The organism is Actinomyces sp. ICM47 (genome assembly GCF_000278725.1).
In the GTDB taxonomy this organism is placed as follows: Bacteria; Actinomycetota; Actinomycetes; order Actinomycetales; family Actinomycetaceae; genus Pauljensenia.
The window spans coordinates 1-24,544 of record NZ_ALCA01000022.1; the positions used below are offsets into that span (position 1 = coordinate 1).

General features: G+C 65.3%; 15 protein-coding genes and 1 pseudogene. 11 read left to right on the top strand and 5 right to left on the bottom strand.

The window, feature by feature from the left end; translation table 11 throughout:
• Positions 1-10: 10 nt before the first annotated feature.
• On the bottom strand, positions 11-3,289 hold the full coding sequence (gene ileS, locus HMPREF1136_RS01110; protein WP_009647471.1) for an isoleucine--tRNA ligase: 3,279 nt from the start codon (positions 3,287-3,289) through the stop codon (positions 11-13).
• Positions 3,290-3,672: 383 nt separating this feature from the next.
• Here ileS and HMPREF1136_RS01115 point away from each other — a divergent pair, with 383 nt between their 5' ends.
• The 7 genes from HMPREF1136_RS01115 to HMPREF1136_RS01145 all read left to right on the top strand — a co-directional run bounded on the left by HMPREF1136_RS01115 (position 3,673) and on the right by HMPREF1136_RS01145 (position 12,139).
• Complete coding sequence (locus HMPREF1136_RS01115; protein ID WP_034504339.1) at positions 3,673-4,692, top strand: permease; 1,020 nt, start codon at positions 3,673-3,675, stop codon at positions 4,690-4,692.
• On the top strand, positions 4,689-5,570 hold the full coding sequence (locus HMPREF1136_RS01120; protein ID WP_009647477.1) for a TIGR03943 family putative permease subunit: 882 nt from the start codon (positions 4,689-4,691) through the stop codon (positions 5,568-5,570). Before HMPREF1136_RS01115 ends, HMPREF1136_RS01120 begins: the two co-directional genes overlap by 4 nt.
• 134 nt (positions 5,571-5,704) lie before the next feature.
• Entirely contained in the window at positions 5,705-7,153 is a 1,449-nt protein-coding gene (locus HMPREF1136_RS01125) for a sugar porter family MFS transporter (protein WP_034504342.1), read from the top strand.
• A 39-nt stretch (positions 7,154-7,192) separates the two neighbouring features.
• Positions 7,193-8,713: a sulfatase-like hydrolase/transferase gene (locus HMPREF1136_RS01130; protein ID WP_009647460.1), complete on the top strand. Its 1,521-nt coding sequence runs from the start codon at positions 7,193-7,195 to the stop codon at positions 8,711-8,713.
• Between the two features lie 152 nt (positions 8,714-8,865).
• Positions 8,866-10,074 carry an ROK family protein gene (locus HMPREF1136_RS01135; RefSeq protein ID WP_009647462.1) on the top strand — a complete coding sequence of 403 codons (1,209 nt, stop codon included), beginning with the start codon at positions 8,866-8,868 and terminating at the stop codon, positions 10,072-10,074.
• A complete protein-coding gene (locus tag HMPREF1136_RS01140; protein WP_009647473.1) occupies positions 10,071-11,342 on the top strand; it encodes an anaerobic sulfatase maturase in 1,272 nt (423 codons plus the stop codon). The genes HMPREF1136_RS01135 and HMPREF1136_RS01140 overlap by 4 nt, the downstream gene beginning before the upstream one ends.
• Positions 11,339-12,139, top strand: coding sequence for a sulfite exporter TauE/SafE family protein (locus tag HMPREF1136_RS01145; RefSeq protein WP_009647463.1), 801 nt, complete (start codon positions 11,339-11,341; stop codon positions 12,137-12,139). Before HMPREF1136_RS01140 ends, HMPREF1136_RS01145 begins: the two co-directional genes overlap by 4 nt.
• Before the next feature lie 84 nt (positions 12,140-12,223).
• Here HMPREF1136_RS01145 and HMPREF1136_RS01150 read toward each other — a convergent pair whose 3' ends face one another.
• From HMPREF1136_RS01150 to glpA, 4 genes are all read right to left on the bottom strand, one after another.
• Entirely contained in the window at positions 12,224-12,979 is a 756-nt protein-coding gene (locus HMPREF1136_RS01150) for an SDR family oxidoreductase (protein ID WP_034504348.1), read from the bottom strand.
• A 63-nt stretch (positions 12,980-13,042) separates the two neighbouring features.
• On the bottom strand, positions 13,043-14,326 hold the full coding sequence (locus HMPREF1136_RS01155) for an anaerobic glycerol-3-phosphate dehydrogenase subunit C (protein ID WP_009647466.1): 1,284 nt from the start codon (positions 14,324-14,326) through the stop codon (positions 13,043-13,045).
• Positions 14,323-15,573 carry a glycerol-3-phosphate dehydrogenase subunit GlpB gene (glpB, locus tag HMPREF1136_RS01160; RefSeq protein ID WP_009647469.1) on the bottom strand — a complete coding sequence of 417 codons (1,251 nt, stop codon included), beginning with the start codon at positions 15,571-15,573 and terminating at the stop codon, positions 14,323-14,325. The genes HMPREF1136_RS01155 and glpB overlap by 4 nt, the downstream gene beginning before the upstream one ends.
• Complete coding sequence (gene glpA, locus HMPREF1136_RS01165) at positions 15,570-17,156, bottom strand: anaerobic glycerol-3-phosphate dehydrogenase subunit GlpA (RefSeq protein ID WP_009647467.1); 1,587 nt, start codon at positions 17,154-17,156, stop codon at positions 15,570-15,572. Before glpA ends, glpB begins: the two co-directional genes overlap by 4 nt.
• Before the next feature lie 265 nt (positions 17,157-17,421).
• Here glpA and HMPREF1136_RS01170 point away from each other — a divergent pair, with 265 nt between their 5' ends.
• The 4 genes and pseudogenes from HMPREF1136_RS01170 to HMPREF1136_RS01185 all read left to right on the top strand — a co-directional run.
• Positions 17,422-19,461: a M13 family metallopeptidase gene (locus tag HMPREF1136_RS01170; protein ID WP_009647476.1), complete on the top strand. Its 2,040-nt coding sequence runs from the start codon at positions 17,422-17,424 to the stop codon at positions 19,459-19,461.
• Positions 19,462-19,576: 115 nt separating this feature from the next.
• Entirely contained in the window at positions 19,577-22,141 is a 2,565-nt protein-coding gene (gene pepN, locus HMPREF1136_RS01175; protein ID WP_009647472.1) for an aminopeptidase N, read from the top strand.
• Positions 22,142-22,612: 471 nt separating this feature from the next.
• Positions 22,613-23,891, top strand: a pseudogene (locus HMPREF1136_RS01180) (ISL3 family transposase).
• Positions 23,892-24,326: 435 nt separating this feature from the next.
• On the top strand, positions 24,327-24,544 hold a 218-nt coding region (locus HMPREF1136_RS01185; protein ID WP_009647475.1), incomplete at its 3' end, for a hypothetical protein.

The following is a 24,544-nucleotide window of genomic DNA, read 5'->3' on the forward strand; positions in this document are numbered from 1 at the left end:
CTAACAGCACTCAGTGCTTGGCGACGCTCACCGCGAGCTTGTCGCCAGCCTCGACCGTCAGCGACAGCGCGAGGGTCTCGGCGGCGATCATGTCGCGCCAGGCCTCCACGTCGGCCACGTGATCGGACGGCACCGTCAGCGACAGGTCGATGCGGTCCGCAATGTGCAGGCCGGCGTTCTTACGCTCGTCCTGGACGGCACGCACGACGTCGCGGGCGTAGCCCTCGGCCTCGAGCTCGGGGGTCAGCTCCGTATCGAGCACCACGAAGGTGCCCGACGCCAGCACGTCCGCGACCTGTCCCTCGGCAGCATCCACGGAGGTAGACACCGAGAACATGTCACCGGTCAGCTCCAGCGGAGCGCCGTCAACCACGACGCCCGGGAAACGGCACGCGCCATCTTCCGCCAGCTCCCACTCACCGGACTTCTGAGCCTTGAACAGCTGGCTCGTCAGCTTACGAACCGACGGGGCGAAGGCGCGCGGGTTCAGGCTCAGCTCGGTGCGCACGCTCAAGCCCGAATTCTCCGGCGCGGAGAACACCACGGACTTCACGTTCACCTCGGAAGCAATCAGGTCCGCGAAGGGCTCCAAGGCAGCAAAGTGCTCGGAGACGACCTGCAGGGAGGCCAGCGGCTGGCGCACACGCAGCTGATGCGTCTTGCGCAGCGCGTGAGCCGACGACACAATCGAACGAACCTCATCCATGGCGGCGACCAGCTCAGGGGCATCCACGGCCTCGTCGATAACCGGGTAGTCCGTCAGGTGCACGGACTCTCCGCCCGTCAGGCCACGCCAGATCTCCTCGCCCAGCAACGGCAGCAGGGGTGCCGCCAGCTCCATGAGCGTCACGAGAGCCGTGTACAGCGTGTCGAACGCGGCGCTGTCCTCGTCCCAGAAGCGCTGACGCTGGGTACGCACGTACCAGTTCGTCAGAACATCCAGGTAGTCGCGAACCGCCTCGCACGCACCCGCCACGTCATAGGCATCCAGCGCGCCGCGCACATCCTCAACGAGGGTACGGGTGTGCGCCAGCAGGTAACGGTCCATCTGCACCAGCGCGGCCACGGCCTCGGGCGAGGACAGGTCGATGCGCTTCGCTTCGTAACCCTCACCCTTGTTGCAGGCACCCGCGTACAGCGTGAAGAAGTAGTACGTGTTCCAGATCGGCAGCAGCACCTGACGGACGGTGTCGCGGATCGACTCCTCCTTGACGATCAGGTTGCCGCCGCGCACGACCGGACTCGACATGAGGAACCAACGCATCGCGTCGGAACCGTACTTGTTGAACACCTCGGCCACGTCCGGATAGTTACGCAGCGACTTACTCATCTTCAGGCCGTCGTCACCCAGCACGATGCCGTGAGAGACACAGGAGCGGAACGCGGGGCGATCGAAGAGGGCGGTCGCCAGGACGTGCAGCGTGTAGAACCAGCCGCGCGTCTGACCGATGTACTCGACGATGAAGTCGCCCGGGTAGTGGTTCTCGAACCACTCCTGGTTTTCGAACGGGTAGTGCACCTGCGCGAAGGGCATCGAGCCGGACTCGAACCAGCAGTCGAACACGTCGGAGATACGACGCATCGTCGACTTGCCCGTCGGGTCGTCCGGGTTCGGGCGCGTCAGAGAGTCGATGAAGGGACGGTGGAAGTCCGTGACCTCCACGCCGAAGTCGGCTTCAAGCTCCGCGATGGAGCCGTAGACGTCCGTGCGCGGGTAGGCCGGATCGTCCGACACCCACACGGGGATCGGCGCGCCCCAGAAGCGGTTACGCGAGATCGACCAGTCGCGGGCGCCCTCCAGCCACTTGCCGAAGATGCCGTCCTTGGTGTGCGCGGGGGTCCAGGTGATCTCTTGGTTGAGCTCGACCATGCGGTCGCGGATCTGGGTCACGCGCACGAACCAGGAGGACACGGCCTTGTACATGAGGGGCTTGCGGCAGCGCCAGCAGTGCGGGTAGGAGTGCACGTAGGACTTCTCGCGCACCAGCACGGCGCGGATCTCGGGGGCGCGGCGCGCGATGGGACCGCCCTGCTCGCGCAGGTCGGCGACCACGTAGCGGTTCGCGTCGAAGATCTGCATGCCCTCGTAGTCGGGGACCTCCGAGGTGAAGACGCCGCCCTCGTCGACGGGCATAACGAGGCCGATGCCGTACTCCATGCACGTCCACATGTCGTCCTCACCGAAGGCGGGTGCCTGGTGGACGAGGCCGGTGCCATCCGTCGTCGTCACGTAGTCAGCGGCGATGATGGACCAGCCGTTGGGGCCGGGGGCACCGCCTTCGGCGCGGCGCTCGGGCGTGTCGAAGTAGTCGTAGATCGGGTGGTAGTGGAGGCCCACCAGCTCGTGGCCCTTGTAGGTGGCGACGATGGTGTGGTCCTCGCCCAGCTCCTTGACATAGGAGGGGATCAGGTCGGTGGCGATGAGGACACGCTCGCCCGCGAGGTTGCCCTCGTGGTCGGCCGCGACCTCGACGAGGGAGTACTCGATCTGCGGCCCCACGGCGACGGCCGAGTTCGAGGGCAGGGTCCAGGGCGTGGTCGTCCAGATGAGCGCCAGTTCGGGGCGCGCCGAATCCTCACGCAGCTTCTTCTCCAGACGCAGGCCCACCGTCACCGTGTTGTCGGTGCGGTCCTGGTAGACCTCGTCGTCCATCTTGAGCTCGTGATTGCTCAGAGGCGTGCGGTCGTTCCAACAGTAGGGCAGGACGCGGTGACCCTGGTAGGCAAGGCCCTTGTCGTAGAGCTGCTTGAATGCCCACAGCACGGACTCGGTGTAGGACATATCGAGCGTCTTGTAGTCGTGCTCGAAGTCCACCCAGCGGGCCTGTCGGGTGACGTACTCTTCCCATTCCTTCGTGTAGCGCAGGACGGAGGAACGGCAGGCCGCGTTGAACGCCTCGATGCCGACGCCACCCTCACGGGTGATCTCGGTGACGTCCTCGATACCGAGCTGGCGCTGCGCCTCGAGCTCGGCGGGCAGGCCGTGCGTGTCCCAGCCGAAGCGACGCTCGACGCGGTGGCCCTTCATGGTCTGGTAGCGGCCCACCACGTCCTTGACGTAGCCGGTCAGGAGGTGACCGTAGTGGGGCAGGCCGTTGGCGAAAGGCGGACCATCGTAGAACACGAACTCGTTAGAGCCGTGCTCGCCGGCGTCGCGCATCTGCACCGACTTGCGGAAGGTGTCGTCGCTCGCCCAGAAGGCCAGCGTGGATGCTTCCATGGTCGGGAAGGAAGGGCTGGGGTCCACCTCGTCTTGCCGGTGGCGGGGATAGAAGCCGTGCTTCGTCATGAGTGTCCTCGTCTCGCGCCTATACAGGGACGAGGACCGGCGTCGCCGGCACCCGCGGTACCACCCCGCTTGCCGCTCCCGTTGGTCGGGTGCGGCCGCTTCGTTGGGGCTGTGTCGGGCCCTCCCGTCCGGTTCTACTGGAGGGGACGAGGCCGTGGCCGGCTATCGCTGCCCTCTTTCTTCCGGATGCTCCCCGGTGATACCCCGCTGTCGCGGGCCGGATCGTAGCGAAAAACCAGTGTAGCGAAGCGACTGTTCAGATGCCCATCGGGGGCGCGTCTGTCTGCCCACAGCGCAGGCGTGCTCTTCCCGTCTCGGTGCACGGCCTCGTTGCCACGGCGCGTGCTTTCGGGGAGCGCGCAGCCCTGCACTAGAGTTGTGGGGTGTTTAAAACGGAAACGAAACGCCCCGCGCGCCCCTGGGGTGCGCTCGTCGGTGTGTGCGTGATCGCCGCGCTGCTGGTCGTCTGGGCGTTGCAGGGGTCCCTATCCGGCGCGGGTTTCCCGGTTGGGCGCGCAGCGACGATTGCGGTGGGCATGACCCTGCAGGCGATCCCCTTTCTCCTCCTGGGTGTCTTCGTCGCCGAACTCATCGAGGCCTACCTCTCCCCCGCGCTCATCGCCCGGGTGTTCCCGACAAACCCTCTCGCGTCGGTGCTGACTGCGCTCCTCGCAGCTTTCGTGCTGCCCGTGTGCGATTGCTCGGCCGTTCCGATTTTCCGTTCCCTCCTGCGCAAGGGGGTTCCCCTGTCGGCGGCGACGACCCTCATGCTGGCCTCCCCCGCGATCAACCCGCTGGTATTCGCCTCGACGCTCTACGCCTTCGGGTCGTGGTCGCTCGTCGCGGCGCGGGTCGGCCTCTCGGTCGTCGTCGCCCTCACGGTCGGCCTGTCTATGCTGGTCATTCCTCCACGCGCGCTGCGCGAGGAGAGCCTGTCGGACACCGATCACGGGGGCGACGCGTGTTGCTGCGAGCACGGGTGCGAGATGCCCGACCGGAGCGTCTCTGGCGTGTTGGCAGCGACTGGTCGGTCGTTTGGGCGAATTTTGCCGTTCTTACTGGGAGGCGTGGCCGCATCAACGGTGGCACAGGTGCTGTGGCCGGTGTCGTCGTTGCTGTCGGGGCTGCCTGCGGCGGGCGCGTTGGCTCTGATGATGGGAGCGGGTTTCGCCCTGTCCCTGTGTTCATCGTCTGATGCGGTAATTGCACGCTCGTTCGCCTCATTGGCACCGACAGGTGCTCTCATGGGCTTCATGGTGTACGGGCCGATGATGGACGTAAAGAACGTAGCGTTGTTGTCGTCGCAGTTCCGCGGAACATTTGTGGCGCGCCTGTTCGTGACGGTGACAGCAGTTGCCGCGTTGGTTGTTGGCGGCTCCTGGTGGATGGGGGTTCTCTCGTGAAGCTGTTGGATCGGATTGCTCCCACCCTGGAGGCCCTGTCTCTGGCGGGGTTGGGTGCTGCGCTCGCATGGATGGCGCTGTCGGGACGCTACGGGTCATTCGTGCCACCGTCGGCGCGGCTGGGCATCCTCGCATCAGGCGTCGGCTTGTTGGCGTGCGCGCTGGCACTATCGTCGCGTCTGGAGGTGGGCGAGGGTGAGCACACCCATGGTGAGCACACCCATGCGCCCGCGTCGTCGCGTCGTGGGCTGACGCGCGCCAGCGTGGCTATCCTGGCCGCCCTCATCCTGATCCTTCCCTTCCGCGTGTCCCCCTCTGAGCTGGCCGCAACCACGATTAGCGCGCGTGCCGCAGATACCGAAGACGAGGCCGAGGCGGACCCCGGCGCACCATCCGAGGACAGCTCCTCCGCTCCCCCCGCGAGCGCGGATGGGGGCACGCAGTCGGCCACCCCGGGTGGGAGCCAGAGCGGGGGTGGGTCCCAGGCCTCGTCGAGTGGAGTGTTGGAGCTGACGACGGAGAATTTTGCTGCTCAGGTTGAGGAATTGGCGTCTCATGGGAAGGTGCATGATGGTCAGCGTGTGGAGTTGACGGGTTTTGTGATGAGCGAGGCTTCGGCGCGGGGGCAGGCGTCGATTCCGCGGTTGACGCAGGAGGAGAGTTTCGCGGTGGCGCGTATGGCGATTTGGTGTTGTGCGGCGGACGCGTATGCGATTGGTTTTGCGGTGCGGTGGGACGGAGCGGTTCCTGCGGCGGATAGTTGGGTGCGGGTGCGTGGGACGTTGCGTCTGCGTGGTGCGAAGGCGCTGGTTATTGATGCTGAGTCGGTGGAGGTGACGAGTGCTCCGGATCCGGAGTTTGTGATTCAGAAGCGGTGAACACCAACACGCTAAGTGACTTAGATCACTTACTATGTTTATGTCCGTTAGCTCGGACACAAATTGAGGCGCGTAGCGTGAGGAATGCGCACACGGCAGGCGCGGGCGCATTCCTCACCTTCAAGGACGAAGACATGTCTACGACACCCTCACTCACGCCTCGCGAGAAGAACGCGAGGCGCTATGCGACAACGCTGGCGATCATCGCCACCCTCGGCCCGTTCTTTTACGGTTTTGAGGGCATGGTCCTCAACGCCGCCATCAAGGCGGTGGGTACCACCTTCGAACTCGGCCCTATTCTTCAGGGTGTTGCGGGCGCGGCTGGCGTCATCGGTGGCCTGTTCGGGGCGCTCGCCGCGGGCCGTATCTCTGATCGGATCGGCCGCAAGACCACGCTCATGTGGGTCGGGCCTTTCCTCCTGTTCGAGGCCCTCCTCGGCCCAATCTCTCCGCTGCTGGGCGGCTTCGGCTACCCATTCTTGCTCCTGACCCGCATCATTGGCGGCATCGGTTTTGGCGCGGCGACCACGGTTGCCCCCGGCTACGTCGCCGAGATCGCCCCAGCCGACATCCGCGGGCGCCTCATCGGATTCCGCCAACTCGCGATCATTCTGGGCCTGTTCTTCGCGGGCCTCATCAACACGGCGGTCGTCTCGTTCACGGGCGGCGCGGCGCGGCCTGCGTTCGGAGGCCTCATGACCTGGCAGGTTCTCTTCGCATGCCTGATCATTCCGGCGCTTCTCTTCGTCGTCTTCACGGCGAAGATCCCCGAGTCCCCACGCTACCTGGTTTCCGTGGGACGCACCGACGAGGCCGAGGCCATCCTGGCGAAGGTCAGCGCAGAGGCGGATCCAGCCGCACGCGTCACCGCCATCGCCGAGTCTCTGACGGCCACCGGCGGTGCGAAGCTGTCGATTGGCCAGATCCTGTCCTCGAAGTGGCGCGGCCTGGTCTTCGTCGGCATGGCGATCGCTGCCTTCCAGCAACTCACCGGTATCAACGGCGTGTTCTTCTACTCGAACTCCCTGTTCGCCGCCGTCGGCTTCACCGAGTCGATGGCCTTGGCCCAGACTCTGCTCATCACGGCCTTCAAGATCGTCGGCGTTCTGTCGGGCATCATGCTGGTGGATCGTGTGGGCCGCAAGCGCATGCTGATCTACGGCGGCACCCTCATCTTCGTCTCCCTCGGCGTTGTGGCCACAGTCTTCACGGTCGCCCCCACGGTCGACGGCAAGCCGGACGTCGCCCACTCCCCCGTCCTGGCGTTCCTGGCGGTCGCAGCCCTGTGCACCTTCCTCCTGGGCTTCACCTCCTCGTGGGGTCCGATCTTCTCCATCGTCATGGGCGAGATGTTCCCCAACTCGATCCGCGGCGGCGCTATGTCGCTCGCGTCGGGCGCAGACTTCCTGGTCAATTTCCTGGTCGTTCTACTCTTCCCCTTCCTCATCGCCTGGTCGCCGGCCGGCACCTACTGGATCTACTGCGCTTTCGGCGTCCTCGCCGTCATCTTCACCGCTCGCTTCCTGACCGAAACCAGCGGCACCGAACTCGAAGACATGGACACGGTCGTCGCCCAGAAGTAACTGGCCAACCCCCGAATTCAACGACGAAAAGACACACCAATGACCGACAAGACTCGGGACATCCCCGACAACGTACGCAACGTCCTGGTCATCATGACCGACCAGCACCGCACCGACACAATCGGCTGCCTGGGCAACCCCCACGCCCACACCCCCGTCATCGACGCAATGGGCGAATCGGGCTTCGCCTTCACCCACTGCTTCACCCCCACCGCGATCTGCACGCCGGCGCGCGCCTCACTCATGACCGGCAAGCGCCCGGGTAAGCACCAGGTGCTGGCCAACCCCGAGTGGAACATCGCCTACCAGGTCTCGATCCCCAAGGGCACGTGGACGTACACGCAGGAGCTACGCGACGCCGGCTACAACGTCGGCATCGTCGGCAAGTACCACTGCGGATACAACCTGCCCGACGCCTTCGGCGCGGACGACGACACCTACTGGGGTGCCGAAAACCCCGTGGCCAACGAGAAGTACGTCGCCTGGCTCGAGGCCAATAACCTCCCGCCGGTGCGCGCCCACGACCTGTGGCGCGGCAAGCTCCCCGGCGGGCGCGACGGGCACATCATCGCCGCACGCCTGGACCAGCCTGAGGAGGCCACCTTCGAGCGATTCCTAGCAGACCGCGCGATCGAGAAGCTGCGCGAGTACGCGGCCGACTGGAAAAACTCGGGACAGCCTTTCTGCCTCGACGTGCACTTCTTCGGCCCTCACCTGCCCTACTTCCTGCCCGACGAGTGGTTCGACCTGATCGACCCCGACCTCGTGGAGCTGCCGGAAAACTTCGGAGACCCCCTCATCGGCAAGCCCCCGATCCAGGAGAACTACGCGACCTACTGGTCCACGTCCTCGTTCACGAACGAGCAGTGGAAGAAGCTCATCGCGGTCTACTGGGGATACACGGCGATGATCGACTTCGAGATCGGGCGCATCATGGACGTGGCGCGCGAGCTGGGCATCCTGGATGACACGGCGGTCTTCTTCTGCGCGGACCACGGGGAGTTCACAGGCTCGCACCGCCTCAACGACAAGGGCCCGATGATGTACGACGACATCTACAACGTCCCCTTCATCGCCCACATCCCCGGCGTGTCCACGGTGGGCCGCTCCGACGCGTTCGTCTCCCTCATCGACCTGCCGGCCACGGTCCTGGACATCGCGGGCTTGGACACCTCGCTCGTGGAGGATGGCCGCTCGATCGTGGACCTCACGCGCGGCGAGGACGTTGAGGGCTGGCGCGAGGACATCGTGTGCGAGTTCCACGGCCACCATTTCCCCCTCCAGCAGCGCATGCTGCGCACGCGGGACTTCAAGCTCGTCATCAACCCCGAGTCAATCAACGAGCTCTACGACCTGCGCCTGGACCCCGCCGAGATGAACAACGTCTACACCGTGCCCGTGTACGACGACATCCGCAGGGAGTTGGCCACAAACCTCTACCTGCAGCTGCGCGAGCGCGGAGACCACTCCTTCGCCAAGTGGATGGCGGCGATGACGGACTTCGACATCCCACTGGTCAACACGGCTCGCTCCGACCTCGACGAGGTCACGAGCGACTAGACGCGCGGCGGCGGAAGGGACTCCAGACTTCCGCCGCCGCGACACCCACACAGACGCACGCCACCCACGAGACACACTCAGTGACACGTATCATAAAAGTAACGAGGTCGTGGCGGGGCACCGCTCACGGCACACACCCGGGAAGGACGGACATGCACTACCCCACGCGCCACCCCCTCCCCACCCTCGAGGACCGTATCGTCACCCACCTCTCCTTCTCCCCGGCGACGCGTTCGCAGCTCTGCGAAGCCCTGGACACCTCCCGCACGAACCTCGGCCGCGCCCTGACCACCCTCCTCGACGAAGGATCGGTCGTGCCCGTCCGCTCCAACGCGCCCGGGCGCGGTCGCCCCACCCAGCTCCTGACCCTCAACGCATCCGCCGCGCACGCGGTCGGCCTCCTGGTCACACGCACTTCCTGCGCCGCCGTCATGCTCAGCCGCTCCGGCACCGTCCTGGCCTCCGCCCACATCGTCTCCCCCGCATCCCCGACGCTCCTGGGGTGCCTCGAACAGACCTGCGAGGCACTGTCTGCGAGCGCCACCTCCCAGGGGATCGACGTGTCGCGGGTGCGTGCAGTGGGCGTTGGGGCTCCGATTCCAATGGGCCGTCATGCGCGAGTAGCGTCGGATGCCTATCCGAGCGTAGAGGACGTCGCGTCAGTGACGGGACGGTGGTGGCAGGCTGTCCCGGTGGTGGACAACACGGTGCGGATGGCTGCTTTCGCGGAGGGGCTTTGGGGCGCGGGGTCGGGCATGTCGTCCTTCATTTACCTGCGCCTGTCGGGCGGCGTGGGAGGCTGCGTCGTCTCCGATTTTCGTCTGGTGGGCGGGGCGACGGGATTGGCCGGGGAGCTGGGACACATCACGGTGGCGGGAAACGATGCACTGTGCGGGTGCGGGAAGCGCGGCTGCGTGGAGACGCTCGCGTCGGTGCCTGCCCTATGCGAGCGAGCGGGGGCACGCGATCTGAGGGAACTGCGCGCGGCTGTGCACGCCGACGATGAGCGTGCGCTGGCGGCCTTGGAGGGAGCCGCACGGGCGATCGGCTACGTGCTCGGGTCGGCGGCGTTGCTCATCAATCCGAAAGCAATCATTGTGGCGGGCGAGATCGTGGACGCTTTCCCCCAGATTAAGGAGGATATCGCCGCCCACATGCGTGCGGAACTCCTTCCCGTCATGGAGTGGGACATCGACGTGGTCGCGGCCTCGCTCGGACCGCTCGGGGCCGCCCAGGGCTGCGCCTACATCGCGGCCCACCCGTCGGGCGACGAGGACGCCGACCGCGAGCGCACGCCTCACCGGGGAGGGGCCACGGCCTCGCCTGGGGTGGGGGTGCGCGCTGGGGGTGAGCATTCGTGAGTGCCCAGATCCCCTTTTCTGTGGTGACGAAGCCGACGGGTGCGGCATGTAACCTGGACTGCCAGTATTGCTTTTTCCTGTCTAAGGAGTTGCTCTACGATGCGGCGGCGCAGACCATGTCGGAGGAGACGCTGGAGCGCTACGTGCAGTCGTTCCTTGAGTCGAGCGGTGACGGCGAGGTGACGATGCTGTGGCAGGGCGGCGAGCCGACCCTGCGCGGCCTCGGCTTTTTCGAGCGCCTCGTGGAGCTGTGTGAGCGCTACCGTCGCCTCACCCAGCGTGTGCGTCATGCCCTGCAGACGAACGGGACGCTGGTGAGCGATGAGTGGGCGCGTTTTTTCGCTGACCACGAGTTTCTCGTGGGAGTCTCCATCGACGGACCCGCTCACATGCACGATGCTTACCGGCTGAACCGTGGTGGGCGCGGTACCCACGCGATGGTTGTGCGCGGCTGGGAGGCTCTGGCTCGCGCGGGCGTGGAAACGAACATCCTGTGCACGGTCAACGCCGCGAACGAGGAGCACGGAGCGCAGGTGTATCGCTACTTCCGTGACGAGCTTGGGGCTCGCTACCTGCAGTTCATTCCCATTGTTGAGCGTGTGCGCGCCGCCGACCTGGCTCAGGCTGAGCGCGGCTGGCGCTCCGGGACTTCGGCGCTCCTGTATCGGCAGGACGGGGACTGCGTGACGAGCCGCTCCACGTCCCCCGCCTCCTACGGGCGTTTCCTGTGCGAGGTGTTCGACCAGTGGCTGGCCTCCGACGTGGGTGAGGTCTTCATTCAGGACGTGGATTCGACGCTGTCGGCTATGTTCGGGTCGGCGTCGGTGTGTGTGCACGCGCCGGTGTGCGGGGCGAATATGGCGATGGAGTTTAACGGCGACGTGTACGCCTGCGATCACTGGGTGGAGCCGGACTGGTTGGTCGGCTCGATCACTTCCTCGTCGTTGTCGGAGCTGGCCGCCTCCGATAAGATGCGTGACTTTGCGCGCCTCAAGCCCGACCTGGACAAGGAGTGCCGCGCGTGCGCGTACCTGCGCCTGTGTTGGGGCGGGTGTCCGAAAGACCGTTTCGTCCGCCGGGGCGAGCGCGCACACAACTACCTGTGCGAGGGTTACCGCGCCTTCTACGAGCACGCCACCCCCGCCTTGCGCGCCATCGGCATGCTCATCGCGGCGGGCAGGCAGGCCTGCGACATCATGGACCCCGCGCTCGCGGCCTCCCTGGGGGTCCGTCCTCCCACGCCTGCACCCGGGCAGGGGGTCCGATGATCCTTCACGCCCTCCTCATCGGCGCGCTCGTCGGCGTCGTCGTTGGCTCGCTCGGCGCAGGAGGTGGCATTGTCTCCGTCCCCATTCTCGTCTACATCCTCGGCCAAAACCCGCACCAGGCCACGGGCTTGTCCCTCATCATCGTGGGGCTGACAGCCGCCGTCTCCCTGGCCACGCGCGCTCGCAGCGGGAGCGTCGCGTGGCGTGAGGGAACGATCTTCGCGCTCGCTGGCCTGGCGGGCACGTGGGCGGGAGCGGCGCTGGCCCCGCTCGTGTCAGCCCGGACCCTCATGCTGTCCTTCTGCGCTCTTCTGGGAGCGGTCGCGATCTTCATGGTTCGCTCCCAGCTGCACCCATCCGCCTCGCCTTCGTCGCACGAGGCCGGGGCACAGCTGCGTGATCAACGCTCGTGGACGCTCGCGACCGTGGGGCAGGTCGTCGCGCTCGCGACGCTGACGGGTTTCCTCACGGGATTTTTCGGCGTCGGCGGAGGCTTCGCGATCGTGCCTGCCCTACACCTCGCGCTGCGATACCCGATGAGGCGCGCCTCGGCCACATCCCTGCTGGTCATGGTTATCACGGCTGCCTTCGGCTTGGCTTCGCGCACACTCTCCGGAACTCTGACGATCACCGCCGAGGCCGGGGCAATGGTCGCGCTGTTCGCCGGTGCCTCGATGGTGGGCGGGTTCGTGGGAGCGCGCCTGACTGCACGCGTGTCGAATCGCGTCCTCGGCTTAGTCTTTGCTGCCCTCCTCATCATCGTGGCCGCATCAACGCTAGCGGCCACGCTCGCATGAGTGGCGCGAGGCCGGGCACGCTCACCGCTCGCCACGGACCACCCCACCCCGGCCTCGTCTCACTTCGGTGCTCGGCCTCGCCGCCTACGCCTCGGGGGCGTTCCTGGCCACGAGAGTATTCGTCGCCTGAGCCACCGGGCGCACGATCATCGAGTCAATGTTGACGTGGGACGGGCGCTCCAGGGTCCACACAATCGCCTCGGCGATGTCCTCGGCGACGAGCGGGGCAGCAACCCCCTCATAGACGCGGTCGGCCGCCTCCCGGGAGCCGAGGCGGTTGAGAGAAAACTCCTCGGTGCGCACCATGCCGGGCGCGATCTCGATGATGCGCACGGGCTCGCCCACCAGCTCCTGGCGCAGGGTATTAGCAATAATGCGCTCAGCGTGCTTGGCGGCCACGTAGCCACCGCCACCCGGATACGTGTCGTGGGCAGCAGTCGAGGTCACGAACACGAGGTCTCCCCCGCGCTCGCGCATACCCGGCAGGAAAGCGCGCGAGCAGTGCAGAGCGGTCAGCACGTTACGGTCGAACATCGCACTCCACCTGGCAGGGTCACTGTCGGCGACGCTGTCCACACCGATAGCTCCACCCGCGTTGTTGACCAGCGCATCCACGGGGCCACCCTCCAGGACGCGGGCGGCCATCTCCTCCACCTGCGCCTCATCGCTCAGGTCAGCCGCCCAGTACTCGCAACCGATCTCGGCGGCGAGAGCCTCCAGGCGCTCGCGGCGACGGGCCACCGCAACGACCCTCCACCCCCGCTTCGCCAACAGGCGGGCGGTAGCCTGCCCAATTCCAGTAGAGGCTCCAGTGACGACGACGCGGCGAGGGATGCTCATGAGCACACAGTAATATCCCCGGGCACGCATCGTCGTGCGCGCCCGGGGATACTCGCTCGCGTCTCAGCCGTTGGGCAGACCGTAAGCCTTGTGAATCAGCCAGATCGGGTGAACGACATTCGCGCCCGTGGCCGTGCGCAGCTGCCAACGGCACGTCTCCGTGTCGCATGCCGCCAGCTCGGCGTTGACCTGCTTGATGAAGTCGAAGACGGGAGCGCCCACGGCCTGGGCGATCGCGTACTTCTCCTTCTTCATGCCGTACGTGCCCGCGATGCCACAGCAAGGCTGCTCGGAATCCTTGACGGTCACGCCGGGAATCAAACTCATGAGCTCGATGGCCGGCTTGCCCAAGCCCTGAGACTTCACCTGGCAGGGCGCGTGGTACGGGATAGTGACGTCGATGCGCTGGAAGTTGGTATCCAGCTCACCCTTGTCGTACAGGTGCAGCAAGAACTCGCTGATGTCCCACATGCGGCTACCCACATCCGTCAGCTCAGGCGTGTCCATCTCCAGGATCTCGTGCGCCTCGTGGCGCAGCATGCCCGCACACGAACCGGACGCGGAGATGATCGGCGCATCGCGGTTGACGCTGCGCAGGTCGTTGGTCAGCTTCGAGACGTACTTGCGCGCATCCTTGTAGAGGCCGTTGGACTGTAGCGCCAGACCGCAGCAGCCGTGCTTGGGGACCAAGACCTCGTACCCCAGGTGCTCAAGCACCATGACCGAGTGGATGGAGGTCTCAACCTCGAAGTACTGGCCGGCGCATCCGTGGAAGAAGATCACCTGGCCGCGCGTGCCCGAGCCGGGCAGCGGCGTGTGCTTCTTGAACCAGGACTCGAAGGTGCGCCCGTAGGCGCGCGGCATGGGGGCCGAGCGATGCACACCAATAACGGCCTCCATCGCCACGCGGATCGGCTTGACATCCAGCGCCCAGTTCGCAATCGGAGCGACCGGGGTCATCATGGTGCCGATCAGTGAGGTGCGGCCGATGAGGCGGTCGCGCAACGGAATGCCGTGCGCTTCCTTCATCGCGGTGCGACGGTGGTGAATGATTTCGGTGACCTTCACGCCCTGGGGACACACGAGCGAGCAGGTGCCGCACGAGGAGCAGTAGTCGATGGACTTATCCACCATCTGCCCGTCCTTGCGGAAGCGCTCGGCCTGCGGGCCGGAGTACTTCGGGCCACCGAACAGGTCAGTGACGCGCATGACGGGGCACTGCGTCTCGCAGATCGTGCACTTGACGCAGGCGTCCAGGCTGGCGCGCAGCGCCGCGTCACCCTCCAGGGAGAGCACGTCGGTTTCCTCCACGCCCGGTCCCATCAGCGTTGACATTTCCAGGGTCATTTCAGCTCCTCCACGATTGCGTCGACGGCGGCCAGGGCACTGGCCAGCGCGATACCTTCGCCGCTCTTTTCACGCCAGCGGGTGGCACCGGCCAGGTTGCCGCCCGCAGCAAACAGGTTGGTGTACACGGGCGTGCCGTTGTCATCGACGACGCGCATGGAGTCGTCGACGGCCAGGCCTGCCAGGAACAGGGGCTGCTCGTCGCCCCAGAAGTCGGCGTGCAGCAGCTGGCCGGTGGGGCCCATCACGGGCAGGCCGCACACGGTATCGGCCACGGCACCGTAGGAGTCCAGCTCGAGGGCACCGGACTCGAAGCCGCCCGCCGCCAGGATCACAGCGCGTGTCTCGACGCGTGTGGCGCGTCCAGCGCTGGCGTATTCGACGGCCTGGATGCGTCCATCCGCGGCGTGAATCGCCGTGAGGGGCGAGCCGAGGATGACACGCGCCTTGGCGGAAGCCATGCGGGTCAGCTGTGCGTTCAGCCGCATGCCGGGAATCGACGGGGGCTGGATTGGGATCTCGAAGACCGGGTGACCGAGCTTGTCGGCCAGGTCGCGCCACGCGTTCGGATCGTCGAGGCCGAGCACGGCGGGCAGGCCAACGATTTCGTCGTCCTGAAGGAGGGGACGGATCTGGGCGGCCAGGCGCGCGCGGTTCTCCTCGTGGTCAAGGCTGCGAGCGTGCACTGTGCCCACGGAATCGATCTCACCGTCACGCACGACGTAGTCGACGCTCAGGGAACGCGCAGCAATCGTCTTGCCGTCGGGGCCGGTCTGACGCGACAGGTTCTCGGCGACGAGGCTGGGGTAGAAGTCCTTGAGTCGCTTCAGTCCCACGATGGCGTAGCGGGCACCCGCCTGAGGGATACCGGCCTCCATGGAGGGCGGGATCAGGCAGGTGGGGCGCAGCGCGCCGACGCCGGTGGGGATGCGCACGTTGCGCGTCTCGTCGCCAATAAGGGCGTCTGGGCCAACCGTGTCGCGCAGCCACGCGACGGATGCACCGACGTGAGCCGGGGTGACGTGCGCGTAGGGGTGCGTGGGACGCGAGGCGACGTGGGCTTCCAGCGCCTCGAGAGGCTTATCGATCAGGTCAGGGCCGTAGCCGAGGATATCGACAGTGCCCGTGCCGAGCTGAATACCGCCCACACCCTTGGTGATGAGGGTGACACTCAGGCCCGCATCGGCGGCCTTGATCGCGACGGACAGACCGGCCAGGCCGGCACCGATAACAACGACGTCTCTCATCGAACGACCTCTTCCTTGGCTGCGGGCAGGTGCTCGACGTCGAGCGTGCCCTCGTGGATCCATGCATCGAGAACAGCCTGCCTGGCCTGCTTGCCGTACAGGATGGGCCACAGGCCGATCCAGCGGTTCTTCAAGAACAGGCGAAGCAGCCCGTTGGCGCGTTCCGAGTCGATATCACCACGCTCGTGCGCGATGCCCGCAGCGCGCTGGGAGCAGAAGCCACCCTGGCACGGCCCCATACCCAGGCGCATCTGGCGACGCACGTCGTCCAGCTGGCCCTTGGGCAGCGTATCCATGACGTTTTCGAGCATGGCACGGGTGGCCATCTCGCACTCACAGATGATCTGCTCGTGCGTGGGTCCCTCGTTACGGGACTCGACGTTCTCGAGGCGGTGGCCGATCGTGTAGAGGCGCGCTTCCTTGGCAGGGGGCACAGCCTCGTCGGCGGTCTTACACGGACGGGTCTCCCCCATCTCAGTGCACATGATGTCGACGATTCGCTCGGCCATGAGGCGGTAGGTGGTGAGCTTGCCGCCCGCGATGGTGAGCATGCCGTAGACGCCGTCTCGCGAGTTGTGGTCGATGATGCTCATGCCGCGTGCCATGTGACGGGTGTCGGTCTCCGACACACGAGAGTCCTTGATGAGGGGACGAGCACCCGCCCACGCGTGCACCGCGCGAGCCTTGCGGAAGCCGGGAATCATGGCTTCGCCGGAGTCGAGCATCTGCTGGACCTGGTCGGCGGGGATCGGCAGGTTGTCGGCGTCGTCAGACTTGAGGTCCGTCGTGCCGATGATGCACACCGTGTGGTCGGGCACCAGGATGTCACCGTCGGCGGGCCACACGCAGCGGTTGATGACCGAGTGTGTAAGGCGGTGGTTCATGGCGATCATGATGCCGGCACCGGCGACAACGTCAACGCCGTGGCAGTCGGCCAGGCCAGCGATCTTTCCAGCCCATGGGCCGCCACAGTTCAGGACGAATCCGCATTCGATGCGCACGTCTTCGCCGCCGCGCTCGTCGCGAACGATGACGGCACAAATGCGGTCGCCGTCGCGCTCAATATTGGTCACGCGGTGGTAGGTCAGGATCTGGGCACCGTAGGCCTGTGCGGAGCGGATGGCTCCCCAGGTCATCTGCCAGCCGTCGACCGTTCCGTCTTCGACTGCGAACGCACGCTTGATGCGCGGGTCCAGACGGGGTTCGCGGCGTAGGGCCTCAGCGATGGAGATTTCCTCTGCCGGCACCTTTGCAGCGGCAGCACGGGCCAGGAACTGGTCCGCGTAATCTTCATCGTCGTGAGCGGTCACCACGAAGAGGCCGCCGGTGGCCTCGATGGCGTTGGAGTTGATGCGCTTGACGATCTTGTTTTCTTCGGCGCATTCGGTGGCCGACTCGGGGTCGGAGGCGATGTAGCGCGCACCGGAGTGGAGTAGACCGTGGAAGCGACCGGACGTACCTTGAGCGATATCGGCCCGGTCGACGAGGACGGCAGAAAAGCCGCGCATTGCGACGTCGCGGACGACGCCGGCACCGGTGGATCCGCCACCGATGACGCACACGTCAGTGCGAAGTGTCTTCACCGTGTTTTTCCCTTCACGTCTTCATGAGGATGTGCCTCATTGCGCTCACAATTCTGCCCCAAACGCCCCCATTTGAACGAATTCGCAGACCCCTATGCACATATGTGCATCCGCGGCGTGCGCCAAAGTTTCATTCGCACGTCTTTGCCTTGAATACCCCGAAAAACCGGGAATAACAACCAATACGTGTCACGTAATTCCGTTTGCGCCTCGCCGACATCGCTACGATCCACGCCACAGGCACCAGACCCCCTAGAGTGAGAGCATGACAAACACACTGCTCGCACGCGTCCTCGAATCTTCGAACATGGACCCCTCCGTGCGCCCCCAAGACGATTTTTACCGCCACGTGAACGGCACCTGGCTGGCGACCCACAATATTCCGGCCGACCGCCCGATGGACGGCGCCTTCCACGCACTGCGCGACGCATCCGAAAAATATGCCCGCGCAATTGCACAGGACGCGGCCGCCGGCAGACTCGACGATCCGGACGCGGACCGCATCGCAACCCTGTGGACGCAGTTCCTCGACGAGGACACTATCGAGGCCGCTGGTGCCGCTCCCCTGCGCGCCGAACTCGACGCGATCAACGCCTGCGCGACGCGAGAGGAGTTAGCCGAGGCCATGGGCGCGCTTATGCGCGCCGGCATCGGTGGTCTGGTGGGTGCCTACGTGGGTACTGACCCTCATGATTCCTCCTCCTACATGGTTTCCCTCGTCCAGTCCGGCATTGGCCTGCCCGATGAGGCCTACTACCGTGAGGAGGACTACGAGTCAATTCGCCAGGCCTACGTCGCCCACACCGGACGCCTCCTAGCGCTCGCGGGCGTGGCCGACCCCGAAGGTGCCGCACACCGCATCATGGCCCTGGAGACAGCCCTGGCTTCACATCACCGTGACTCTGTGTCCAACCGCGACCCGCTCCTGTCAGATAACCCGACGCCGTGGACCCGCTTGGCGTCGCTCGCCCCCGGCTTCGACTGGGACGCCTGGGCGCGCGGAGCCCGCATGCCGGTCTGCGGCCTCGTCGTCAACGTGGACCAGCCCGACTTCCTGCGCGGCGCGGCCTCCCTGTGGGAAAGCACCGACCTGGCCACCCTCAAGGAGTGGCTGAGCGCATCGACCATCGACGTGCGCGCCTCCCTGCTCTCGGCCGATTTCGTGGAGGAGAACTTCGACTTCCACGGCCGCACTCTCTCCGGCACGCAGGAGCTGCGTCCCCGATGGAAGCGCGCGCTGTCCCTCATCGAGTCCTACCTGGGCGACGCCATGGGCCGCGCGTGGGTCGCCCGCCATTTCCCGCCCGACGCAAAGGAAGCGATGGATGCGCTCGTCCAGCGCCTCCTCGACGCCTACGGCGAGTCGATCCGAGGCCTCGACTGGATGAGCGAGGACACCAAGGTCAAGGCGCTGGCCAAGCTGGCGACCTTCAACCCGAAGATCGGCTACCCCGTGAAGTGGCGCGACTACTCGACACTGCACCTGGACTCCTCCGCCACGCTCGTGGACAACGTGCGGGCCGCCAACGCGCACGCCACCGACCGCGAGTGGGCCAAGCTGGGCGGCCCCGTCGACCGCGACGAGTGGTACATGACTCCCCAGACGGTCAACGCCTACTACAACCCCACCCAGAACGAGATCGTGTTCCCCGCCGCGATCCTCCAGCCCCCGTTCTTTGACGCGCAGGCGGACGACGCGGTGAACTTCGGCGCGATCGGCGCGGTCATCGGTCACGAAATCGGCCACGGCTTCGACGACCAGGGCTCCCGATACGACGGCGACGGCAACCTGTCGAATTGGTGGACCGAGGAGGACCGGGCCGCTTTCGAGGAACGCACCCACGCCCTCATCGGACAGTACGACGTCCTCACGCCCTCCGTCCTCCTGCCCACCGAGGGTGACGAGGCCGTGGCCGACGACAGCGAAAACGGCACCGAGCGCTCGCTCCCCCACGTCAACGGCGCCCTGACTATCGGCGAGAACATCGGCGACCTGGGCGGCATGACAATCGCATGGAAGGCGTGGGTGGCCGCGCTGGCCGAGCAGGGACTCACCCCGCGAACGGCCCCGGTCATCGACGAGATCACCGGAGCTCAGCGCTTCTTCCTCTCGTGGGCGCGCGCCTGGCGGACCGCAACCCGCCCCCAGTTCGCCCGACAGATGCTGGCAGTCGACCCCCACTCCCCCGCGGAGTTCCGATGCAACCAGGTGCTGCGCAACCTGGATGCCTTCGCCCAGACGTTTGATGTCAAGCCCGGGGACGGCATGTGGCTCGGTCCGGCCGAACGCGTCACCATTTGGTAAAAGCGTGTCCCAGCGGACACATTTCGGCGCGCCCCTCGCATTCACCTGCAACACATGACACCATAGGAATGTTTGGCGCGACAGCGCCCCCATTCCATCGACGGAAAGGCACCCCATGCCAGGCCTGAACCTCACTCGCGAGGAAGCGACCGAGCGCGCCTCGGTCATCTCCTCCGTGACACGCTACGAGATCTCGCTGGACCTCACGCGCGGCGACACCGATTTCGGATCGTTCACCCGCATCGAGTTCGACGCGCGCGAAGGCGCGTCCACGTTCGCGGACCTCGTGTCCAACAACGTGCACTCGATTCGGCTCAACGGCGTCGGCCTCGACCCGTTCTCCACCCACCAGGACAACCGCATCGCGCTGAACAACCTGGCGGAACACAACGTCCTCGAGGTCGACGCGTCCTGCCAGTACATGCACACGGGCGAAGGTCTGCACCGCTTCGTCGATCCCGCGGACGGCCAGGCCTACACCTACTCCCAGTTCGAGGTCCCGGACGCGCGCCGCGTCTACACGACCTTCGAGCAGCCCGACCTGAAGTCGGTCTTTACTCTCACCGTCAAGGTCCCCAAGGGTTGGAAGGTCTTCTCCAACGCCCCCACCCCCTCCCCCGAGGAAGACGGCGACGCGTGGACCTACCGTTTCGCGACCACGGAAAAGATGTCGACGTACATCACCGCGATCGTGGCCGGCCCCTACGAGGGCACCACGGCCTCGCTCACGTCCTCCGACGGCCGCACGATCGACCTGGGCGTGTACGCGCGCGCCTCGATCGTCGATCACCTGGACGCCGACGAGATCATCGACATCACCCGTCGCGGCTTCGAGTTCTTCGAGGGTGCCTACGGTATCGCCTACCCCTTCACGAAGTACGACCAGATCTTCGTGCCCGAGTACAACGCAGGTGCCATGGAAAACGCGGGCTGCGTGACCTTCCGCGACGCCTACGTGTTCCGTACCCGTCCCACCGAGGCTCAGATGGAGGCTCGCGCCAACACGATCCTGCACGAGCTGGCGCACATGTGGTTCGGCGACCTGGTCACCATGAAGTGGTGGAACGACCTGTGGCTCAACGAGTCCTTCGCTGAGTTCATGAGCCACCTGGCCTTGGCCGAGGCCACCAAGTACACCGAAGGCTGGACCGGCTTCATGGTCCGCAAAGACTGGGGCCTCAAGCAGGATCAGCTGCCCACGACGCACCCGATCACGGCTGAGATCCGCGACCTGGCGGACGTCGAGGTCAACTTCGACGGCATCACCTACGCCAAGGGTGCCTCCGTGCTACGTCAGCTCGTCTCCTACGTGGGACGCGACGCCTTCTTCGCGGGCCTGCACGAGTACCTGACGAAGCACTCCTACGCCAACGCGACCCTGGACGACCTGCTCACCGAGCTGGCCGCTGCGTCGGGCCGCGACCTGGCCTCGTGGTCGAAGGTGTGGCTGGAGGAAGCCGGCGTGACTCTCCTGCGTCCGGTCGTCACGACCGCCGAGGACGGCACGATTGAGCGCCTTGAAATCACGCAGGAAGCCTTCTCCGAGGGCGCCTCCCTGCGTCCGCATCGCCTGGGCGTCGCGGGCTACTCACTGACCGAGGAGGGGACGCTCACCCAGGTCTTCCGCGAGGAGCTCGATGTCGACGGCGCGTCCACGGTCGTTGAGGCCGCTGCGGGCATCGCTCGTCCGGACTTTATCCTTGTCAACGACGGTGACCTCGGCTACGCGAAGGTGCGCCTGGACGAGCAGTCCCTGGCCTTCGCGGTCGCTAACATCACCAAGTTCACGGATTCCCTCACGCGCGGCGTCGTCATGGCCTCGGCGTGGGACATGACCCGCGACGGCGAGATGGCTGCCCGCGACTACCTGAACCTCGCGCTGACCTCGATCCCGGTTGAGGACAACATGAGCCTGCTCATGCTGACCCTGCGCCACATCGACGAGGCCGTGCGCACCTTCGTCGCACCACAGGCTCGCCCCGAGGCAGCCGAGGACACGGGCCGTCGCCTGCTGCTCCTGGCTCGCACCGCCGCATCCGGCTCGGACGCGCAGCGCATGCTCGTGGCCGCAGCCGCGCGCAATGCCTCCTCTGAGGAGCAGTTCGAGGCCATCCGCGGCCTGTTCGACGCCACCCAGACCCTCGACGGCCTGGACCTGGACGTCGACCTCAAGTGGGATCTCCTGGTCTCGCTCGTGCGCGGCAGCGTCGCCACCGAGTCCGACATCGACGCTCTCGAGGCCGAGGACGACACGATGACCGGCCATCAGAACGCTGCGGCCTGCCGCGCCGCGCGCGCAGGCGAATGGATCAAGGCCGACGTGTGGGACAAGGTCCTCACCGACACCTCAATCCCCAACGACACCCGCTGGGCGATGATCTCAGGCTTCTGGGCACAGGCACGCACCAACCCCTCGGCCTACGCCCCCTACGTCGCAGAATACTTCGACGCACTGGCGGGCATCTGGGAGCGTTTCACCTTCCACACCGCCGAAGACCTGACCACGCTGCTGTTCCCGACCGCTCTGGCCGGTTACACAACCGAGGTCGACGTGGTCGCGTCGGGCAAGGCGTGGATCGACACTCACGCCGACGCCTCTGCCGGTACGCTGCGCATCATCCGCGAGCTCATCGACGTGTGTGAGCGCCAGATCGCCAACCAGACGGTCGACGCGGGCTGAGTGCATCACGACAAGCGCCCGGAGGCAGTCAAAGTCGTGCCTCCGGGCGCTGTCTGTTCCCGTCTCAGCGCGTAAAGGTACGAGGGAACCCCTGCCTCGTCATGAACTGCCTTCCGTTTCTTGGACATCATCGCATTACCGATCATGATGCGGGAGCGACAATCCCGGCAGTGGCGTCTCGTCTGGGCAGTTACAGAAAGAGGCAGTCAGGCACAGTGAAGTGGTTCATCTCATCAGTGGGGAGGAGGATACGAGCACACACCATGACGTCGATGATGCGACTGAGCGACGCAGGTTCAAGTCAGGATCATGGAACGTTGCGTGACGATCAGATAACTAGGCACGCCGATCCCTTGTGTCGTGTGCAGCGAAACGTAACTGGCTCGTTCTAGGTTCTAGTGGTGTTGGCATGGGGTCGGGGCCTGCCCGATGATTGGGGTTGCGGCACTTCAAACGCTGGGAGGCCCCGACATGGGTAATGGTACCTTTTCTGCTCTGGATATGACGACCTATTGCGGGTTGGAGGAGCTGGGCTTGGTGGCTGTGGGGATGTGCTGCCAGGGGGCGGGTTCGTCCTGAAGTGCCGTGCCGCTAATCCTGCTCGGCTGTGTCCAGGGTGTGGGCGCCCGGGGGATGCGCTGGGGCCGCGTACCCGGTGCTTTGCGCACGAACCGCGGGGGCATCAGCCCACAACCATGGTGGTGTATGTGGGACGTTACCACTGTCGTGCGTGTTCTCGTTCCTGGTGTGATGACATCAGCCAGGCGGCTCCCCCACGCGCCAAGCTCTCCTTTGGGGCCTTGCGCTGGGGGCTTGTGTGCTTGATCGCTGACAATATGTCCATCAATCGCATTGCCGCTCACCTGGCGGTGGCCTGGCATACCGCTAACGAGGCGATACAGGCCTATGAGGAAGAACTCCTGCTGGCGGATTCGACTCGCTTTGAAGGAGTGCGCGTCATTGGGGTCGATGAGCACGTGTGGCGTCATCGGGGTGGGGACAGGTACGCCACGGTGATCGTGGAGGTGACCCCTGTACGCGACCATACTGGCCCGGCCCGCCTCCTAGACGTGGTGCAAGGCCGCTCCAAACATGTCTTGTCTTCCTGGCTGGCCGCATGCCCCCAAGAATGGAAAGACAACATTGAGATCGTGGCAATGGATGGGTTCAGTGGCTATAAGAGCGCAGCAGCCAGCCAGCTACCAGGGGCGGTGACGGTAATGGATCCCTTCCACGTTGTTCATATCGCCATCGACGCCCTAGAGCAGTGCCGCCAGCGCGTCCAGCAAGAAACCCTGGGGCATCGCGGCCGCAAGGGCGACCCCTTGTACGCGGCCCGCAAAACACTGCTGACCGGCACCGACATCCTCACAGACACATCCCAGGCGCGCCTAGATGCCGTATTCGCCTGCCCCGACCACGCCGACGTGCACGCCACCTGGAGGATCTACCAGGACCTCTTAGCGGCCTACCGTGACCGTGACCCCAGGCGCGGCAAAAACACCCTCCGCCAGCTCATCACGACGCTCACCCGCCCGGGCTTGCCACACACATGCATCGAACTAGCCCGCATGGGCACAACCTTCACACGCAGAGCCGGGGACATCCTGGCCTACTTCGACGACCCCCACACCAGCAACGGCCCCTTCAACACCTACGCGGCATCGCTCAAGGATTCGTCAGCCACCGTAACTACCGTCTACACTGCCTCCTCCACTCCGGCGGATTCCAACACCTTCCACACCCTTAAATGCGAAGAACAACTTAACTCTCCGCAACAATGACATGACAGTCTTTAAGGCCTAGCGAGACTCCTGTTTTACCCCACCGTATATCTAACAATACCGACCTGTTGGTTGATCATATAGAGAGTCACACGATATTTGATTACATACCTCACATTCTACGAATTACCCGATGGTCACTCTTCGAGAATATAAGGCAAATTGCTAACCTTTAGTCAACAACTGCCAAGCTATCGACCGGTTAATCAATTTACGTGCATCTGCATTAACTGAATGGAAAACTGGACCAACGATACCCCTTATCGTTTGATTTGCAACAAACTGTCGTACATACTCAACAAGTGACCGTCGTAGGTTCACCCCGATGACACTAATGATGTGTGGATATGTCACGGCACGTGACACATTCGTCTTCACTACTTTCCCCGAGAGGAAACAATATGCGTGCCTCCAATCTTCGCCGCGCCGCCATTGCAACGCTGAGCGCTGCCGCTGTCTCCGCCGGCGTCATCCTGCCGACGTATGCTGATGACGCTCCGGTCGCCGGAGCAACCAGCCCAGTCGCGTCCGAGCCGACCACCCCCGGCACCGAGCCCACGACCCCCGGTACCGAGCCGACCACCCCCGGCACCGAGCCGACGACCCCCGGCACCGAGCC

What these genes read in the sequence shown, in the direction of transcription:
- ileS (WP_009647471.1), bottom strand. Translation starts at nt 3,289, where the DNA reads ATGACGAAGCACGGCTTCTATCCCCGCCACCGGCAAGACGAGGTGGAC.
- HMPREF1136_RS01125 (WP_034504342.1), top strand. Translation starts at nt 5,705, where the DNA reads ATGTCTACGACACCCTCACTCACGCCTCGCGAGAAGAACGCGAGGCGC.
- HMPREF1136_RS01130 (WP_009647460.1), top strand. Translation starts at nt 7,193, where the DNA reads ATGACCGACAAGACTCGGGACATCCCCGACAACGTACGCAACGTCCTG.
- HMPREF1136_RS01135 (WP_009647462.1), top strand. Translation starts at nt 8,866, where the DNA reads ATGCACTACCCCACGCGCCACCCCCTCCCCACCCTCGAGGACCGTATC.
- HMPREF1136_RS01145 (WP_009647463.1), top strand. Translation starts at nt 11,339, where the DNA reads ATGATCCTTCACGCCCTCCTCATCGGCGCGCTCGTCGGCGTCGTCGTT.
- HMPREF1136_RS01150 (WP_034504348.1), bottom strand. Translation starts at nt 12,979, where the DNA reads ATGAGCATCCCTCGCCGCGTCGTCGTCACTGGAGCCTCTACTGGAATT.
- HMPREF1136_RS01155 (WP_009647466.1), bottom strand. Translation starts at nt 14,326, where the DNA reads ATGACCCTGGAAATGTCAACGCTGATGGGACCGGGCGTGGAGGAAACC.
- glpB (WP_009647469.1), bottom strand. Translation starts at nt 15,573, where the DNA reads ATGAGAGACGTCGTTGTTATCGGTGCCGGCCTGGCCGGTCTGTCCGTC.
- HMPREF1136_RS01170 (WP_009647476.1), top strand. Translation starts at nt 17,422, where the DNA reads ATGACAAACACACTGCTCGCACGCGTCCTCGAATCTTCGAACATGGAC.
- pepN (WP_009647472.1), top strand. Translation starts at nt 19,577, where the DNA reads ATGCCAGGCCTGAACCTCACTCGCGAGGAAGCGACCGAGCGCGCCTCG.